Annotated in this window: 13 protein-coding genes; 8 read left to right on the forward strand and 5 right to left on the reverse strand. The window is 40.6% G+C overall.

Going from position 1 to position 18,067, the window contains the following annotated elements; all coding sequences use genetic code 11:
• Window positions 1-57 precede the first annotated feature (57 nt).
• The 6 genes from OWEHO_RS11980 (at window position 58) to OWEHO_RS12005 (ending at window position 7,970) form a co-directional block, all read left to right on the forward strand.
• Window positions 58-3,201, forward strand: coding sequence for a UvrD-helicase domain-containing protein (locus OWEHO_RS11980; protein WP_169312787.1), 3,144 nt, complete (start codon window positions 58-60; stop codon window positions 3,199-3,201).
• Between the two features lie 49 nt (window positions 3,202-3,250).
• The gene (kbl, locus tag OWEHO_RS11985) at window positions 3,251-4,441 is read left to right on the forward strand and encodes a glycine C-acetyltransferase (RefSeq protein WP_014202745.1); all 1,191 of its coding nucleotides are present in this window, start codon (window positions 3,251-3,253) and stop codon (window positions 4,439-4,441) included.
• Between the two features lie 20 nt (window positions 4,442-4,461).
• Window positions 4,462-5,103 (forward strand): 2OG-Fe(II) oxygenase, encoded by a 642-nt coding sequence (locus OWEHO_RS11990; protein ID WP_014202746.1) that lies wholly within the window; start codon window positions 4,462-4,464, stop codon window positions 5,101-5,103.
• A gap of 107 nt (window positions 5,104-5,210) precedes the next feature.
• Complete coding sequence (locus OWEHO_RS11995) at window positions 5,211-6,605, forward strand: type III PLP-dependent enzyme domain-containing protein (RefSeq protein WP_014202747.1); 1,395 nt, start codon at window positions 5,211-5,213, stop codon at window positions 6,603-6,605.
• A 47-nt stretch (window positions 6,606-6,652) separates the two neighbouring features.
• Window positions 6,653-7,633 (forward strand): deoxyhypusine synthase family protein, encoded by a 981-nt coding sequence (locus tag OWEHO_RS12000; protein WP_014202748.1) that lies wholly within the window; start codon window positions 6,653-6,655, stop codon window positions 7,631-7,633.
• A 19-nt stretch (window positions 7,634-7,652) separates the two neighbouring features.
• The gene (locus tag OWEHO_RS12005) at window positions 7,653-7,970 is read left to right on the forward strand and encodes a hypothetical protein (RefSeq protein WP_014202749.1); all 318 of its coding nucleotides are present in this window, start codon (window positions 7,653-7,655) and stop codon (window positions 7,968-7,970) included.
• 72 nt (window positions 7,971-8,042) lie between these two features.
• On the opposite strand, the gene msrA is transcribed toward OWEHO_RS12005, so the two are convergent.
• Window positions 8,043-8,603, reverse strand: a complete 561-nt coding sequence (msrA, locus tag OWEHO_RS12010; RefSeq protein ID WP_143764592.1) for a peptide-methionine (S)-S-oxide reductase MsrA — start codon at window positions 8,601-8,603, stop codon at window positions 8,043-8,045.
• Between the two features lie 230 nt (window positions 8,604-8,833).
• Window positions 8,834-9,826 carry an aspartate-semialdehyde dehydrogenase gene (locus OWEHO_RS12015; RefSeq protein WP_014202752.1) on the reverse strand — a complete coding sequence of 331 codons (993 nt, stop codon included), beginning with the start codon at window positions 9,824-9,826 and terminating at the stop codon, window positions 8,834-8,836.
• Window positions 9,827-9,898: 72 nt separating this feature from the next.
• On the opposite strand from OWEHO_RS12015, the gene OWEHO_RS12020 reads away from it, so the two are divergent.
• Together OWEHO_RS12020 and OWEHO_RS12025 are read left to right on the forward strand one after the other, a co-directional pair.
• Window positions 9,899-12,502, forward strand: a complete 2,604-nt coding sequence (locus OWEHO_RS12020; protein ID WP_014202753.1) for a lamin tail domain-containing protein — start codon at window positions 9,899-9,901, stop codon at window positions 12,500-12,502.
• A 66-nt stretch (window positions 12,503-12,568) separates the two neighbouring features.
• Window positions 12,569-13,594, forward strand: coding sequence for an agmatinase family protein (locus tag OWEHO_RS12025; RefSeq protein ID WP_014202754.1), 1,026 nt, complete (start codon window positions 12,569-12,571; stop codon window positions 13,592-13,594).
• 99 nt (window positions 13,595-13,693) lie between these two features.
• On the opposite strand, the gene OWEHO_RS12030 is transcribed toward OWEHO_RS12025, so the two are convergent.
• The 3 genes from OWEHO_RS12030 to OWEHO_RS12040 all read right to left on the reverse strand — a co-directional run bounded on the left by OWEHO_RS12030 (window position 13,694) and on the right by OWEHO_RS12040 (window position 17,962).
• A complete protein-coding gene (locus OWEHO_RS12030; RefSeq protein ID WP_014202755.1) occupies window positions 13,694-16,009 on the reverse strand; it encodes a type IA DNA topoisomerase in 2,316 nt (771 codons plus the stop codon).
• A gap of 142 nt (window positions 16,010-16,151) precedes the next feature.
• Window positions 16,152-16,889, reverse strand: coding sequence for a hypothetical protein (locus tag OWEHO_RS12035; protein WP_014202756.1), 738 nt, complete (start codon window positions 16,887-16,889; stop codon window positions 16,152-16,154).
• A gap of 155 nt (window positions 16,890-17,044) precedes the next feature.
• Window positions 17,045-17,962, reverse strand: a complete 918-nt coding sequence (locus OWEHO_RS12040; protein ID WP_014202757.1) for a hypothetical protein — start codon at window positions 17,960-17,962, stop codon at window positions 17,045-17,047.
• Between the last annotated feature and the right edge of the window lie 105 nt (window positions 17,963-18,067).

An 18,067-nucleotide genomic window follows, 5' to 3' on the forward strand; every position in this document is an offset into this window, starting at 1 on the left:
TGTATGTATGCCCCTAATTTTGAGGGGCGAACATGCAGGCGTGAAATACTTTTAAAATTGTCAAAGTTTAAAATTTACAATGCCTCTGCTGGGGCAGGAAAAACATATACTCTGGTAAAAGAGTTTTTGAGAATTTGCCTCACAGGTGAAAATGCAAACCAGTATCGTCAAATTTTGGCTATTACCTTTACCAATAAGGCAGCCAATGAAATGAAAGAACGAATCGTGCAAAAGCTAGAAACTTTTGCCAATGAACAGGAGTCAATACAGGACCCTATATTTTTGCAACTAGCTGAAGATTTGCAAGTTTCGCATGTAAGGTTGAGTTATGTAGCACAGGCCGCGCTAAAGTCGATTCTCCATAATTACTCGGCTTTTTCTGTTTCTACCATTGATAAATTTACCAATCGCCTAATCCGTAGTTTTTCACAGGATTTAAAGTTGAGCAGTAATTATGAAGTGGAGCTGGACACGGACGAGCTGCTTCGGGAAGCAGTAGATAGAATGTTAGCAGATTTGCAGGAGGGAGATGCTACTTCCAAGGTTTTGTTGGAGTTTATTAATGATAAATTATCTGAGGGAAAATCACCAAGGCCAGAGCAAAGCTTGCTTGCGATGGGTAGGAACCTCTTTGATGAGGCCGCCTATCCTTATCTAAAACACTTGAAGGGTTTTGGAAAGGAAGAAATAATGAAAGCTGCGGGAAAGCTGCGAAAGGAAAAAAAGGATTGGGAGGATAAATGGAGTGATGAAGCGCAGGAGATGATGACCTTGATCCATAGCCAAGGGATTGAGCGGATGGACTTCAGTAGCGGCACGGTATATAATTACATTTTAAAATTTGTAGAAAAGGATTCTAGCAAATGGCCAATAAATAAAACCCTTGAAAAAGTGGTTTTTGATGGAGCTCCGTTTTATGCAAAAACTAAGGCCAAAAACCTTGCTCCAAGGTTCAGTCCAATAGAAGATGAGTTAAGAGCGAAGCTGGATAAGTTGGTTAAGGAGGTTGTTGAGGTTTTCCCCCGTTATCATTTAATAACCAAAATTTTAAAGGATGTTTATTCACTGGCTGTATTGGCAGAAATTGATAAAAATCTTCAAGAGGTAAAAGAGGAGGAGAACAAGTTGCCGATTGGGGAATTCAATAAGTTAATTAGTGATAAACTAGAAAATGAACCCACGGCTTATCTCTTTGAAAAGTTGGGTGATAGGTATCAATACTTCTTTATTGATGAATTTCAGGACACATCAGTACTTCAATGGCGAAACCTACTTCCACTTATAAATAATGCATTGTCATCCAGTGGCTCAGCAATGATAGTAGGAGATGCCAAGCAGTCTATTTATCGCTGGCGCGGTGGAGAAGTTGGTCAGTTTATCGACTTGAGCAATGACGTTGATCCGAGTAACAAAGTATTGCTCAATGGTGAAGAAATGGAATTGTATTCTCGTGAAACACTAAACCTGGGCTCCAATTTCCGAAGCAGAAAAAATGTGGTGGAGTTCAATAATGACTTCTTTACCAATTCTGCGGACTTGATGCAGGAAGAGGTTTTTAAAGACATTTACTCTGCAAGCAATCAAAATGTAGAAAGACAAGATGGTGGCTACGTTTGCTTAAAGCAAATAGAATACGATAAGGAAACCTATGAGCAGCAGCAATGTGAGGAGAGTTTGGCGGTAATTCAGGATGCTATTTCTCGTGGCTATAAATTGAATGATATTACCATCATTACTAGGAAAAAGGATTATTTAGCTGCGCTTGCTGAATTCTTGTTGGATAAAGGAATTAAAGTAATTAGTCCGGATAGTTTACTGTTAGAGCAATCACAAGAAGTAAGATCTCTAGTTTCATTTCTTAAATTTTTATGCCGACCAGATGATTTTGCATCACGCTGGGATTTCCTCAGTTCGCTTTGGGCTTTGGATGTTATTAAAGAAGAGTACAAGGAAGAACATCAGTTTATTAGTTCTCATGTAAAGTCAAATCCTGTAGAACTCAATTCAGCACTGTCTGAAATAATTCCTAACTATAGTTACCCAGAGCTCCTTCAGCAAGGCTTGTTAGATAAAGTTTATTTGTTGGCTAAGTGGTTTAAATTAGACGTTCAGGGAAATCCGTTCTTGCACACTTTTGTAGACAAAGTTTCTGACTTTCAAAACAATAAAAAGGGTGGTGAAGCTGAATTTTGCAGACATTGGGATGATAAAGGATCAAGGCAAAGTATAGCCTTGCCGGATGGTGTGGATGCTGTAAATCTTATGACGGTCCACAAAAGTAAAGGTTTGGAATTTCCGATCACCATAGTGTCTTTTGCAGACTGGCTTTCTACAAGCGAACCGAATGGAAGTAGTGCTTGGGTGAACCTAGAATCTCATGATATGGCTGGTTTGCCGGTGGCAAGAGTGTCCTTGTCGGAAAACGCAAATGCTCATAAAGACTACCAGAATCTTTATCAAAGGAATAAAGGCTTGGTGTATTTGGACAATCTAAACTTGGCTTACGTAGCCTTTACCAGAGCTGTGGATGAGCTGTATGTTTTTGGAAGCAAGGGTAAGCCCAAAGAGAGCTCAAACCTCACTATCTATATTTCACAATACTTTAAAAATAAGGGTGTTGAGGACTTGTTGTTGGAGGTGGGCGAAAGGTCTCAGAAGCGCCACGAAGATGTAAAAGACAATGCCTTGATGTGGAAGAACTATGAAGCTGTTTCCTGGCAAGATAGGTTGCGAATTACGATTGATGCTCCTCTGGACTGGACTTCTGGAGAAAGTGAAGGAACGTCTTATGGGAAGAAAGTTCATGGCGTTTTTGCCAAGCTGGATGGGAAAACCTCGATTGAAGAAATTATAGACAATGAAGTAATATTGGGCAGGTTGTCAAATGAGGAGTCAGAACCGTTGAAGACTTTAATAGATTCAGTTTTAGCTAACCCTGAGGTGATGCCTTATTTTGCAGAAGGAGTGGAGATGCTGAATGAGAAGGATATTTTACTTCCTAAAAAGGGAAGTTTGAGACCGGACAGGCTCTCTGTGGTAGATGGTGTGGTTCATATTATTGATTACAAAACAGGGGTTTCCGATCCCAATCATCAAAAACAGCTTGACGCTTATAGTGATGTGTTGCTTGAAATGGGCTTTAAGGTGGGAGATAAAGTGTTGATTTACCTAAATGAAAATCCTGAGGTGGTGAAGTGGTAATCGATAACTGAAAAAGTATCTTTGCTCTTCCAAATTCAAAAAAGAAATTATGTACGGCAAATTAAAAGAGCACTTACAAGAAGAACTTGAAGCGATAAAAGCTGACGGTCTTTTTAAGTCGGAGCGTATTATTGAAGGCGAGCAAGGAGCTGAAATTGATGTAAATGGTAAGAAGGTTTTAAACTTTTGCGCCAATAATTATCTGGGTCTTTCTTCTCACCCAAGAGTGATTGAGGCAGCCAAAAAAGCTTTGGATACTCACGGTTTTGGAATGTCTTCGGTGCGTTTTATTTGTGGTACTCAAGATATCCATAAAGAGTTGGAGCAAAAGATTGCGGACTTTTTAGGCACAGAAGATACTATCCTTTATGCAGCAGCTTTTGATGCAAACGGAGGTGTTTTTGAGCCATTGCTTACCGCTGAAGATGCTATTATTTCTGATTCTTTAAATCACGCTTCTATTATTGATGGGGTTCGATTGTGCAAGGCTCAGCGCTACCGTTACAATAATAATGACATGGCCGATCTTGAGGCTAAGCTAATTGAAGCTAAAGACACATCGCGTTTCAAAATCATTGTTACCGATGGGGTTTTCTCAATGGACGGATACGTAGCTCAGCTGGATAAAATTTGTGACTTGGCCGAAAAATATGATGCATTGGTGATGGTGGACGAATGTCACGCCAGCGGATTTATTGGTAAAACAGGCCGTGGAACTCACGAGTTGAAAAATGTGATGGGTCGCATTGACATCATCACGGGTACTTTGGGTAAAGCGCTTGGTGGAGCAATGGGTGGTTTTACTTCAGGTAGAAAAGAGATTGTTGAGCTATTGCGTCAGCGTTCACGTCCATATTTGTTTTCAAATTCATTGGCACCTGCAATAGTTGGCGCCTCTAATGCAGTGTTTGATCTTTTGAGCGAAAGCACAGATTTGAGAGACAAGCTTGAGAACAATGTAAATTACTTTAAGAAAGGAATAAAAGCGGCTGGTTTTGATATAAAAGATGGAGATTCTGCCATCGTTCCAATTATGCTTTACGATGCAGCCTTGAGCCAGGAGTTTGCCAATAAACTTTTGGAAGAAGGCATTTATGTAATTGGATTCTTCTATCCGGTAGTTCCTAAGGGTCAAGCCCGAATCCGTGTACAGCTATCTGCGGCACACGAAACTGCGCATCTCGACAAAGCTATTGCTGCCTTTACTAAAGTAGGTAAGGAGCTTGGTGTAATAAAATAATTCCTCAATCAAAATGAGAATTGACCTATAATGGAAGTGTGATCTGGTCGGACAGCAGTATCGACCAGATCGCAGATTCCTTGGCAGATAATGACTTCTGTGTAATTGAAGATTTTTTAGCTGCCGAAGATGTTATGCGCCTCAAAGCGGTGATGAATCATCATCGTGAGCAAGAGGCATTTCAGAAGGCCGGAATTGGCCAGCTACAAAATTTTCAGGTAGATCGCGACATTCGAGGTGATCGTATTAAATGGATTGATAAAGAGGAAGCATTGAGTCCTACAAAGATGTTTCTTGAAAAGATTGAATCCTTTATGCGAGAGCTCAATCGTTGCTTATTTCTTAGTCTTAAGGATTACGAAACACATTTTGCTATTTACCCTAAAGGCACTTTCTACGAAGCCCATATTGATCAATTTCAAAGCTCGGGAGCGCGTAAAATTTCTTTTGCCTTTTATCTCAATGAAAATTGGAAAGCTGGTGATGGTGGAGAGCTGCGCATTCACAAGAATGATGGGTATTTAGACATTGAGCCCATAGCGGGCCGAATTGCAATATTCCGAAGTGATACAGTTTTACATGAAGTTATGTCTACGGAAGTTGACCGGTATAGTATTACGGGTTGGATGTTGGATAGACCTGTAGGGGTGACATTTGTATAAATTAACCCACAGACAACACTTTTTTTGATTTCGTATTATCTAAGTGAGTTACTTTGCCGAAACTTTTCGAATCCAAATGAGTTGGATTTGTTTAAAGCAAAGTAATCATGAGAAACAAATATTTCGATCTTATCGATCAAACGTTTGAATGGCCACAAAAAGAGTTTGAGCTTGATGATGACCAAACCTTAATGTGGAATGGTGTTTATTTGATGGACATCATAAAGCAATATGGAACGCCTTTGAAGGTTTCATATTTGCCAAAAATCAGTGAACAGATACAGCGTGCCAAGCGCATGTTTAATGTTGCTATCGCCAAGTCTGGCTATGAGGGTGAATACAATTACTGCTATTGTACAAAGAGTTCACACTTTTCATTTGTGCTTGAGGAAGCTTTGAAGAATGATATTCATATTGAGACCTCAAGTGCTTTTGATATCAATATTGTAGAATCACTTTTTGAAAGTGGAAAAATTAGCAAGGAGCAGTACATCGTGTGCAATGGTTTTAAAAGGAACCAGTATGTGGAGAACATTGCTCGCTTGATAAATAGTGGTTATACAAACGTTATTCCAGTGGTGGATAATAAGAACGAACTTGATTTGTTTGACCAAAGTTTTAAGAATCCAACTAAGATAGGTATCCGAATTGCTTCTGAAGAAGAACCAAAGTTTGAGTTTTATACCTCTCGTTTAGGACTTGGTTACAAGGATATTGTTCCTTTTTACAAGAATAAGATTCAGAACAATAAGAAGTTTGAGCTGAAGATGCTTCACTTTTTTATTAATACCGGTATCAACGATACGGCTTATTATTGGAGTGAATTGTTGAAGTGCGTGAACGTGTATGTGGAGCTTAAGAAAATATGCCCAACACTGGATTCATTGAATATTGGTGGAGGTTTCCCTATTAAAAATAGTTTGAGCTTTAACTATGATTACGACTACATCGCGGAGCAAATAATTGAGCAAATAAAAATGATGTGTAACAGCAATGGAGTGCAGGAACCACACATTTTTACTGAATTTGGTTCATTTACAGTAGGAGAAAGTGGAGCGACCTTCTTTTCGATTATTGACCAAAAGAAGCAGAATGACCGTGAAAATTGGAACATGATTGATGGTTCGTTTATGACGGCTTTACCTGATGCATGGGCTATTAATAAGCGCTTTATCCTGTTGGCGGTAAACCGATGGGAGAAGCCATACGAGCGAGTTTTGCTAGGTGGGCTTACTTGTGATAGCGATGATTATTACAACAGTGAGCAGCATTCCAATGCGATTTACTTGCCAAAGTATGATTCTGAGGAAAGGCAAATTGTAGGCTTCTTTCATACGGGTGCTTATCAAGAAAGTGTGGGTGGCTATGGAGGAATTCAGCACTGCTTAACACCGGCCCCAAAACACGTGGTGATAGACCGTGATGAGGATGGCGAAGTGCGTACAAGATTGTTTGCTAAAGAACAGAGTTACAAATCGATGATGAAAATTTTAGGGTACTGATAATTTTCATTTGATATATCAAAAGGATTTAAAATATTGCAATAGAAATGAGCAAAGAAAGAAACACGATATCGAAGTTTATTGAAGAGCATTATTTGCACTTCAATGCAGCGGCACTTATGGATGCTGCCAAAGGTTATGAAAAGCACCTGGAAGAAGGTGGTAAAATGATGATTACCCTTGCCGGAGCTATGAGTACGGCAGAGTTGGGTAAAAGTCTCGCTGAAATGATTCGTCAGGATAAGGTGGATATTATTTCCTGTACGGGGGCAAACCTTGAGGAAGATATAATGAACCTTGTGGCACACAATAGCTACAAGCGTGTTCCGCATTATCGCGACTTAAGCCCACAAGAAGAAAGAGAGCTTTTGGATGGTGGCTTTAACCGTGTTACCGATACTTGCATTCCTGAAGAGGAGGCGTTTAGAAGACTGCAAAAGCACATTGAAAAAATATGGAAAGACGCGGAAGCTGCTGGCGAGCGTTTTCTTCCACATGAGTATATGTACAAAATGCTGCTAAGCGGTGACTTGGAGCAATACTATGAGATCGATCCAAAGAATAGCTGGATGCTGGCTGCGGCCGAAAAGAACTTGCCAATTATCTGCCCTGGATGGGAAGACAGTACCATGGGAAACATTTTTGCTTCCTATTGCATGAAGGGCGAACTGAAGCCTACTACCATGAAAAGTGGAATTGAATACATGACATGGTTGGCAGATTGGTATGTGAAAAATTCTGAAGGTAAAGGAGTTGGCTTTTTCCAGATAGGTGGCGGTATAGCGGGCGATTTCCCGATTTGTGTGGTGCCTATGCTTTATCAGGATTTAGAGATGGAAGATATACCATTTTGGAGTTACTTTTGCCAAATCTCAGATTCAACCACCAGCTACGGATCTTATTCTGGAGCGGTGCCAAATGAGAAAATTACTTGGGGAAAACTGGATATTGACACCCCAAAGTTTATTGTAGAATCGGACGCTACTATAGTGGCGCCATTAATCTTTGCGTGGCTTTTAAATTATTAAATCAGATAAAAGGGGCGTTATGAAACCAACACCATCGAGCGACAAGAAGCGAGTGATCGTGGATTACAAGAATGTAACTCAGGATATTCTTGAGCTATTTACAGATCGTTATCCTTATGGATACGAAGATGAGGACATCATCAAGTTTAAAAATGCCAAAGGCGAAACTGTAAGAGCAGTGCCCTTTGAAACCAAGGACACCAAATACCTAGTAAAGGTAAGTGTGGAAATGGATGCTAAAATTGAGGCTTACATGGATGATGATGAAGACGATGATGATACTGTAGCTGGTGATGATGCTAATTTAGAGGCTCCTGAGGAAGCAGACGAAGACTAAGCAAGAGCAATGTAGTATAAAGCAAAAGCCCCAAATTTCGGGGCTTTGTTGTTTTTGTATCAAGTAGGAAAATTAAAATCTCTTCTTATAAGCATGACAGTACGGAGTGGTTCCTTTTTTGTCATAATAGTCTTGATGGTGGTCATCCATTTCAGGGTAAAACTCACCAGCCTTGGTTATTTCAGTTGCTACTTTATAACCTTTTGCTTCAAGCTCTTTTACCAGTTTTTCGGCAATTTGCTTTTGCTCATCATTTAGGTAAAACAAACCTGAACGATACTGGGTGCCAATATCCGGGCCTTGTCCGTTTACCTGAGTTGGGTCATGAGTTTCAAAAAACAAACGAGCCAAGGTTTCAAAATCTGTTTTTGACGGATCGTAAACAACCTCTACCGTTTCCGCGTGGCCTGTAGTTCCAGTACACACTTCACGATAAGTAGGATTGGCAACATGGCCACCTGTGTATCCCACTGTAGTGGAAATTACACCGTCAGCTTTTTGCATATAATATTCAGTTCCCCAGTAGCATCCTGAGGCAAAAAGAGCTCTTTCCATAGTTTTGGGCTTATTGTTTTGTGCAAAGGCACCGATGCTTAGCATCAGCGCCAATGTTGTTATTATCCAATTTTTCATTGTCTTTAAGTTTTGATGTCACGATGATTTCGCGGATTACTGCGAAAAAACCTGTGATATCAATTACGCAAAAGACACGCCAAAGGTTCTGTGTTAGAAGTCACCCTGAGTTTTCAATGAAGCTTTTTGCGCAATTGAAAGTATCGAAGGGTGGTTCCGAAGTCAAAAACAGTCTTAGGTACTTTCCTCCCTTTGGTCAGAAAACTCAGACTGACATTGGTCTTAAAACCTTACGCCATTACCTTCTTACTAATCAAATACTCCGCAATCTGCACAGCATTGGTAGCAGCCCCTTTCCTCAGGTTATCAGCCACTATCCAGCAGTTCAGAGTGTTTATTTGCGACAAATCTCTACGAATACGCCCCACAAATACATCGTCCTTTCCTTTAGAATATAACGGCATCGGGTAGGTGTTAGTTTCCAGCATATCCTGCACGGTGATTCCATCACAGTTTGCCAATAACTTTCTTACATCACCAGTGTTGAATTCGTTTTCAAACTCAATATTCACACTTTCAGAATGTCCGCCAACTACGGGAACACGCACAGCTGTAGCGGTAACATGAACATTATCATCACCAAGAATTTTCTTGGTTTCGTTGGTCAGTTTCATTTCCTCTTTGGTGTAGCCGTTTTCTAAAAACACATCGCAATGAGGGATGCAGTTTCTGTCAATTTCATAAGGATAAGCCATATCGCCTTTTTGACCAGTGCGCTCATTTTCCATTTGAGCAACAGCTTTTACACCAGTTCCGGTAATGCTTTGGTATGTGCTTACCACCACTCTTTTTATAGAATATTTTTCGTGAAGTGGTTTAAGAACCATCACCAATTGGATGGTTGAGCAATTTGGGTTGGCGATAATTTTATCATCTTCCGTAAGGCTGTCACCATTTATTTCAGGTACAATAAGTTTCTTGTCTGGGTCCATTCTCCAGGCCGAAGAATTGTCGATAACGGTAGTTCCAACAGCGGCAAATTGGGGGGCAAACTCTAATGAAGTATCGCCACCGGCTGAGAAAAGAGCTATGTCAGGTTTGGATGCGATTGCCTGTTTCATGGAGATTACCTTCACCTGTTTACCCTTAAAGGAAACTTCTTTACCTACAGACTTTTCTGAGGCAACCAATAGTAATTCGTCCATCTGGACATTTCTTTGCTCAAGTACTTTGAGCATCTCCTGGCCTACCATTCCGGTGGCTCCAACTACAGCAATACGCATAGGTTCTAAAAAATTAATCTTAAATTAATCAACTGATTTTAAGAGCTCAAAGTTAAGCTCTAAATTCAATCAATGAGAACTGCGCTGATAATATTATTGCTCCCTGTTTTCTGCTTTTCGCAGATTACCGTTTCTGATGATTTTTCGGATGGTGATTTTATGCAGAACCCGAATTGGGTAGGTGACACCGGAAAATTTATTGTGAACCCCAATTTTCAACTTCAGTTGAATGACAATGCTGCGGGTAGTACTTATTTAAGCTCAGTTTCAGAAGTTATCGATAATGCTATCTGGGAGTTTTATGTCAAAATGGATTTCAATCCATCTTCAAGTAACTATTCCAAAATATGCCTGGTTGCAGACAATGCAGATATAAGTGGTCCTTTCTATGGTTACTATGTGAGGCTGGGAGGGAGTTCTGATGATCGAATTAGTTTGTATAGACAGGATGGAGCTAGCTCTTTATTGGTTGCCGAAAGTGGTGATGATTGGTTGGATATTGCTGCTGTCGAAGTTTCGGTCAAAGTTACTCGCGATAGTTTAGGTTTTTGGGTGCTTAGCGCGGATACATCCGGAGCCACGAATTATGTGGCGTTAGATTCGGCTTCAGATGCTACTTATATCAGGAGTCAGTATTTTGGTGTAGAATGTATTTATACCAGCACCAAGTCAGATAAATTCTATTTTGATGACTTCTCAATTTCAGGAAATGCCTATAATGATAATCAACCCGCTGCCATTGTTGGTTTGACAATTTTAGACTCTTCTTCTTTGCGCTTGGAGTTTTCTGAGGCAATGGATAGTTCCAGCGCTTCTGACATCTCAAATTACCAAGGGAGCGGAAATTTAGGTTTGCCTGTTTCTGCAGTTTTCAACCAGTCAAATTTCACTAAAGTTGACCTTGCGTTTAGTTCTGTTTTCCAAATAAATAAACAATATTATCTAAATGTAAATGACGTCACGGATTTGTTTGGAAATACAACTCATGATACGCTTCCCTTTATCCGTTTTCAGGCTGTCGAAAATCAAATCGTAATTACTGAGTTAATGCCTGATCCAAGTCCTGTGGTGGGTGTTCCACCAAACGCATTGCCCGAGAGGGAATATTTGGAACTATATAATAACAGTAGTTTATCTATTGATTTGAAAGATTGGGTTTTACGTTTGGGAAGTGCAGATGAACTATTGCCAAATTTCATTTTGGATTCGGGAGAGTTTGTGGTGGTCACTAAAGACATTGGAGTTGCTGAATTTCCTCAAGGAATTCCTGTTTTAGGATTGGATATGTCTTCAACCGCACTTACCAATAGTGGAACAAGTGTTTCTTTAATGTCTCCAAAGGGAGTGTTTGTAAATAGTGTGACATACACAGATGATTGGTATAATGATGCAAACAAGGAAAATGGTGGGTGGTCGATAGAGCTGATTGATATTGATAATCCTTGCGGTGTTAAGGAGAATTGGACGGCATCTGTGAATCCTATTGGAGGAACACCTGGCGCTAAAAATAGTGTGGCAGGAGTGAATCCGGACACCATTCCTCCAGCAATTACTCGAGTAGCTATTTTGGGAGATAGCAGCATCGGGGTTTACTTTTCAGAGAGAGTAGACCAGCTACAATTGACAGATATTTCAAATTATATGATTTCTCCTAGTATCGCTATCCAAAGTGTGGAGCCGGATTCTATAAGTTACTCTAGTACTGTTATTAGGTTTGGAGAAAAAATTAAGGAAGAGACGCTTTATAGGTTGTGGATGAGTAGTTTGCTATTTGATTGTACTGGAAATACTATGATGAATGACACTGCTATATTTGCTATTCCTTCTATCCCAAAGGAGGGGGAAGTGTTAATTAATGAAGTTTTGTTTAATCCCTATCCAGAAGGTTCTGATTTTGTGGAACTTTATAATTACTCTGAAAAAGTATTTGACCTTAATAAGCTTCTTTTGGGTACTTGGAACCCAGTAACAAAATCCGTGGAAAATGTTGAGCTGATTTCAAACGAAAGTTACCTGTTTGGGCCTGGTGAATATGTTGCAATTTCTGTTGATGTGGATTTTTTAAATGAGAATTATAAAATAGAAAATAAGCGGGCCCTATTAAAATCCGATGCTGTGCCCAGTATGCCAGATGCAGAGGGTAGTGTTGCCCTTGTTAGCAGCGATTTGTCTACTATCTGTGATTATTTGGAGTATGACGATAAAATGCATCTTTCTGTTTTGCAAAGTGAAGAAGGTGTGAGTTTGGAACGTATCAGTTTTGCAAAATCAAGCCAAGATGAAGATAATTGGCACAGTGCAGCCGAAGGGGTGGGCTTTGCAACTCCTGGCTATTTAAATAGCATGGCTTATCAAAGCATTTTTAAAGGAACAGTGTCGCTTGATCCAAAAGTTTTTTCTCCAAATCAGGATGGGTATCGCGATATTTTGAATATCAATTACAGCTTTGAGCAGCCTGGAAATGTGGTGACGGTAAATGTTCGGAATAGTGGCGGTACTTTGGTTAAAGAGCTTGAGGAAAACACCAACGTGGGTCAGGAGGGATTCTTTACCTGGGATGGCACAGACAATAACTCACAACTCCTAAATTCAGGGATTTATATTATTGTGCTGGAGTACTTTAACCCGAATGGCGACAGGCAGATTTTTAAAGAGACATGTGTGTTGAGTCTCTGAATATTTTCCAATTCTAGGTAGGATATTCCTGCTTACTTTTGAGGCATCAAAAACACAGCATTGATCATGACCAAGCAAGAAAAAATTTCAGCCTTTGATCCCAACGGATTAGCAACTAGTGACCAGCTTTTTGGCTTGCCGTTTAGCTATGAAGAGAGTGAAACTGTAGTCATTCCGATTCCATGGGAAGTTACCGTGAGCTATAGTGCTGGAACTGCATCGGGGCCAAAAGCCATTGCAGAGGCTTCGCTACAGGTAGATTTGTACGATGCTTTTTTGAAGGATGCCTGGAAGCGCGGAATTTTCATGATGGAGCAAGATCATAAATGGGAAGCCACGAGCAATCAGTATCGTCATTTGGCTGAAAAGCACATTGACAATTTAGAAAGTGAAAGGGTAGATGAAGAACTTTTGCATAGTGTGAATGGAGCGTGTGCAGGAATGGTGGCGCGTGTGAAGGAGCTGTGTGCGAATGCCCTGAATGATGGAAAAAGGGTTGCGCTTTTGGGAGGTGATCATAGCACGCCATTAGGATACATGCAAGCTTTAGCCGAAAGGCATGCCGACTTCGCGATACTGCAAATTGATGCCCACGCAGATCTACGAGATGCTTATGAAGGCTTTGAGTATTCTCATGCTTCCATAATGTTTAATGCGCTTAAAATACCTCAGGTAAGTAAACTGGTGCAAATTGGTATTAGAGATTATTGCGAGGCAGAGAACGACATCATTGAACAGTCAAAAGGTCGCGTTACTACATATTTTGACCGTGATTTAAAAGCCGCTCGATTTAACGGGAAAACGTGGAAAGAGCAGTGCGAGGAAATCGTGGCGCAGCTTCCTGAAAAGGTGTATTTGAGTTTTGATATTGATGGCTTGGATCCTAAGCTTTGTCCAAATACAGGAACACCCGTAGCAGGTGGTTTTGAAGTAGAAGAGGTGCTTTTTCTTTTGGAAACTTTAGTGAAATCCGGTAAGAAAATAATCGGACTGGACCTTAATGAAGTAGCTCCCGGAGAGGACGAATGGGATGCTAACGTAGGGGCGAGATTGCTCTACAGGCTTTGTAATATTATGGCAGTGGGGGGTTGATTTTACGCAAAAGGCCAAAGGGGTGCGGTTTTTCCTCAACGCAAAGTCGCTAAGTACGCAGAGTAAATCGCAGAGATCAACTCATGAAAATTCTAACGCTTATCCTGAGATAATCTCCAGCACCAATTCTTTCGTCAAGGGCTTACCGTTGGCTTTGACCTTAATGTCTTCAAAGTTGAAACGAAAGTCGCAACCTTCTTTCCAGCGGTCACAACCATAGGCGGTTTTTCCCTTTATCAAAGTTCCCTTCTTGCATTTTGGGCAACTGGGCATTCCTCCATCTTTTTTGGGAGAGGCCGGGGTTTTGTTTTCAAACTCTAATTCGAATGAATCGGTGAGCTTCAAAATGCCTTCCACTTTTTCACCATTCAAAACGAATCCTTTGATTTTTGTAGTAGCTTTTTTGTCAATCAATCGCCTTACTTGAGCCTCGGTAAGTTTCTTTTTTAAGAAGTGGAAAGGCAGACGGAAATCACATCCGTCCTTCCATCTGCTGCAACCGTAGCTAGACTTTCCTTTGAGGACTTTTCCTTCACTACATTTTGGGCAATTCCTGTTAGAGCTTGTTTTTTTTGGGGTGCTTTTTTTTGCCTTCTTATACTCAGTCTGTGTTTCCGAGGCATGTGCCAATCTTGGTCTTCTGTTTTCCATGCGCACTTCATACACCAGTTCGTTCACCATTTTCTTCATATTATATATGAATTGCCTGGCGCTAAACTCACCTTCTTCAATTTCCTTGAGCTGTTTTTCCCACTGGCCGGTAAGCTCTGCCGACTTCAATAATTCATTTTGAACGGTGCTGATAAGTTGGATTCCCATCTCGGTGGGGATCACTTGCTTTTTTCTTCGCTGGGTGTAGTTTCTCCTAAAAAGTGTCTCAATAATACTGGCACGGGTTGATGGTCTTCCGATGCCGTTGGCCTTCATCAAATCGCGAAGCTCGTCATCATCTACTTGCTTGCCGGCCGTTTCCATGGCTCGTAGCAAAGAAGCTTCGGTGTAGTAGCTCGGTGCCTTGGTACTTTTCTCTATAAACGAGGGTTGATGAGGTCCTTTTTCCCCTTTCGCGAAAGCGGGCAAAATACCGTCATCGTCAGTATCATTTTTGTCGCCATCATCTGTATCCTTCTTATTGGTGTCAAAAAGTATGCGCCAGCCTTGTTTCAAAATCTCCTTTCCACGGGCTATAAACTCTACCGTTTCAACCTTAGCGGTAACCACCGTTTTGGCCACCTTACAATCCGGGTAAAAAACAGCGATGAACCTGCGAACAATGATGTCATACACGTTTTGGCTAATCCCGTCCAGAGGTTTTTGCTCACCCGTTGGAATAATCGCGTGGTGATCGGTTACTTTTTTGTCATTAAAAACCTTGGTGGATTTTGGAATTTTCTTGCCCAATAAAGGTTGGGTAAATGAAGAGTAGTTGGTTAACCCTTGAAGAATACCGGGAATTTTGGGATACATATCATTGGGTAGAAATGTGGTGTCAACCCTCGGGTAAGTTACCACTTTCATTTCATAAAGCTTCTGCACAGTTTTGAGCGTGGCATCGGCACTCATCCCAAACTTATTGTTGCAATATACCTGAAGGCTAGTAAGATCGAACAACTTGGGAGCGTATTCTTTGCCCTCTTTTCTTTCTATATCTGTAATCTCGAGATCCTTTCCGCTAACCTGATTTAGCAGTTTTTCCCCATCCTCTTTTGTAAAGAATTTACCTTCGGTATTGTTGAAAATCGTTTCGCGATATAAAGTCTGAAGTTCCCAGTAAGGCTGGGGCTTAAAGTTTTCAATTTCGTGATGGCGATTGACCAGCATGGCGAGGGTAGGGGTTTGCACCCTCCCGATGGAAAGCACCTGCTTGGGCGCCCCATATTTTAAAGTAAAAAGCCGGGTGGCATTCATGCCGAGAAGCCAATCGCCAATGGCGCGTGAGCTGCCGGCATAGTATAGATTGTCAAACTCCGTGGCGGGTCGCAGTTGTTTAAAACCATCTTCAATGGCTTCTTTGGTAAGTGATGAAATCCAAAGCCTTTGCACCTCGCCTTTATAGCCAGCTTGCTGAATCACCCAACGTTGTATCAACTCTCCCTCCTGCCCGGCATCACCACAGTTTATCACCACGCTAGCTTTGTCAAAAAGTCCTTTGATGACTTTAAACTGCTTTTTCACTCCGGGGTCTTGCATCACCTTAGTTTCAAAGCGCTCCGGAAGCATGGGGAGGGTGTTCAAATCCCAGCGTTTCCAGTGGGGTTTGTAATCTTCTGGTGGAAGCAAAGTGCAAAAGTGGCCAAAAGTCCAGGTTACCTGATAGCCATTGCCTTCAAAATAGCCATCATGCTTGGTGTTGGCACCAATCACTTGAGCAATTTCGCGGGCTACGCTGGGCTTTTCGGCTATGCAGACTTTCACTTTTTAGACTAAAATTTTGGGGTGCGTGATGTGCTGCGCAAGATAGAAATTGTTTGCGGGAGGTGTTGCTGTTTGTTGGGAACGGTTTAGCTATGAATAGTAGCGGATTTATATTCACCTACTTTTCAGAATACTTAAACCTTTATTTTTTAAATATATTTTTCAATTTGGCACCTAAACCGCTATTATTTATAGCTGTTGTTGTAACCAGTGATTTCTTTTCTTTTATTATTTCTAACCTTTTTAGCTGTTCAGATTTAGCTTTAATTAATCCTACAGTTTTATGTCGATTAAATTGAGGTTCAGTAATTTTTGATAGTTCTAATGCGGAAATAGCGAATTCAGAGGCTTCTTGTTTTCTGTCCAATTTGTGACATAAATTAGCCATTAAGTCAGCATAATAGAATTTGTCACTATTCATCATTAAGTCTCCACCTGTTTTGTCAAATCTTACAGTCGCTATTTCATAAGCATCATCATATTTTTCCGATTGCTCTGATTCAAGAATTACTTGACATAATTTCAAATCAGCTAGTCCAGTTGTCCCGCTTCTATTTTTTGAATAATAATGTTCAACTACAATTCGAAAGTGTTTTTCTGCTTTATTGTAAGAATTATTCTTTAGGTAGTATTCTCCTAATTGCTCATTTCCGAAAATAGTGCTTGATTTTTCTTCAGGGTAATCGCTAATAACTCTTTCCATAAATTCTATTCCCTTTTCTTGAAGAGTTTTTATGTCAGAGTCCAATAAATAACTAGCCTGAATTCTTAAATATTGAGCTTTGTGGTAATTCCCACGAGAACGTTTTAAACGAGCTTCAAATTCAGATTCAATTTGGTCGTTCCATTTTGTATTTCTATACCAATCTTCTTTACTCATTATTTTTTTCGCTCATTGGTTACAACGTTTGTGTATAAGTAAGTGTGTTTATATACGCCAATAGCACCTTTTCACTAAGTCTCAGTGCTGGCGGTAGTTCACACGTAATTAGTAGGCAATATAGAAAGATATTTTTTGCAGAAAATAAGTTTGGTCTATTGGGCTTCACTTAGTGTTTTAACTTCTTCCAGCCATTGTTGCCAGCGTATTTCCTGGCTTCCATAATCATCTATATAAGGCCCAAAAACGAACTGAAGTTTGGAGTTACCGTCTTCAGTATCCATTACAAGCAGTTTTTCTACTGTATGGCGGCCATTCATATCATAGTCTATTTGTAGGTATAGGTTTCCAAAAAGGGTCATTACATAGCCGTGGGCTTTTTCGCCTGGTACGTCAAGGTTTAGTTTTACACGAGAGCCGTTTGTCCAAGGAGCGTTAAAAAAGGCCTCTTCGCCAAATCGTTTTCCTAAACTTTGGGCATACTCTGTTTTGGTAAAAGCTTCCCAAATTTTTTCTTTAGAGGCGTTTATTTCAGCTTCCAAAAACACAAAAGGGGTAGATCCAATTTCGGCTGCTTCTTTATCTGTAAGAAAGTCTACTTCATTATACCAGGAAGTGCCGTTACCGCCATTCAAATACCTAAAACCAACCACTGTATCTGTATCCACTATTACAGCTTGGATTACAATTACCAATTCGGTTTGGCGGGTTTGCGGAGAATAGTAATGTGCCAATTTGGGCAGAGTGATGTCCACAGGTTTTGCGGTGGGATATTCGGCTGGGTCAAAATACATAAGGGAGGTTCCGTTTCGTGTTTCATCTTTGGTAGGCATTCTACCATTCACTACCGGGATCTTGGCAAGATCAACCACATTTACCGGTGGAAAGCCACGCAAATTATCCGGGCAATACCATCCACCATAAGGGTGAATACTTGCATTGGTTTGTTCTACGGTTTGAAGCTCAGCATCCGTTGCTTGCTCAGGTTGATTTGCTTTGTCTTGCTGTGCACAGGCTGTTATAAATCCGCAAGAAACTATAAGCAGCGATAACATGATTTTTCCTTTTTTCATCACTTGATTTTTTGAGGAATGCCATTGGGCACACCGGGTTATGTTTTACTACAGTGAAGTTGCAGCAAGCCATCGAGACAAAGCATTACCTAATGTAAAACAATG

The organism is Owenweeksia hongkongensis DSM 17368 (genome assembly GCF_000236705.1).
In the GTDB taxonomy this organism is placed as follows: Bacteria; Bacteroidota; Bacteroidia; order Flavobacteriales; family Schleiferiaceae; genus Owenweeksia; species Owenweeksia hongkongensis.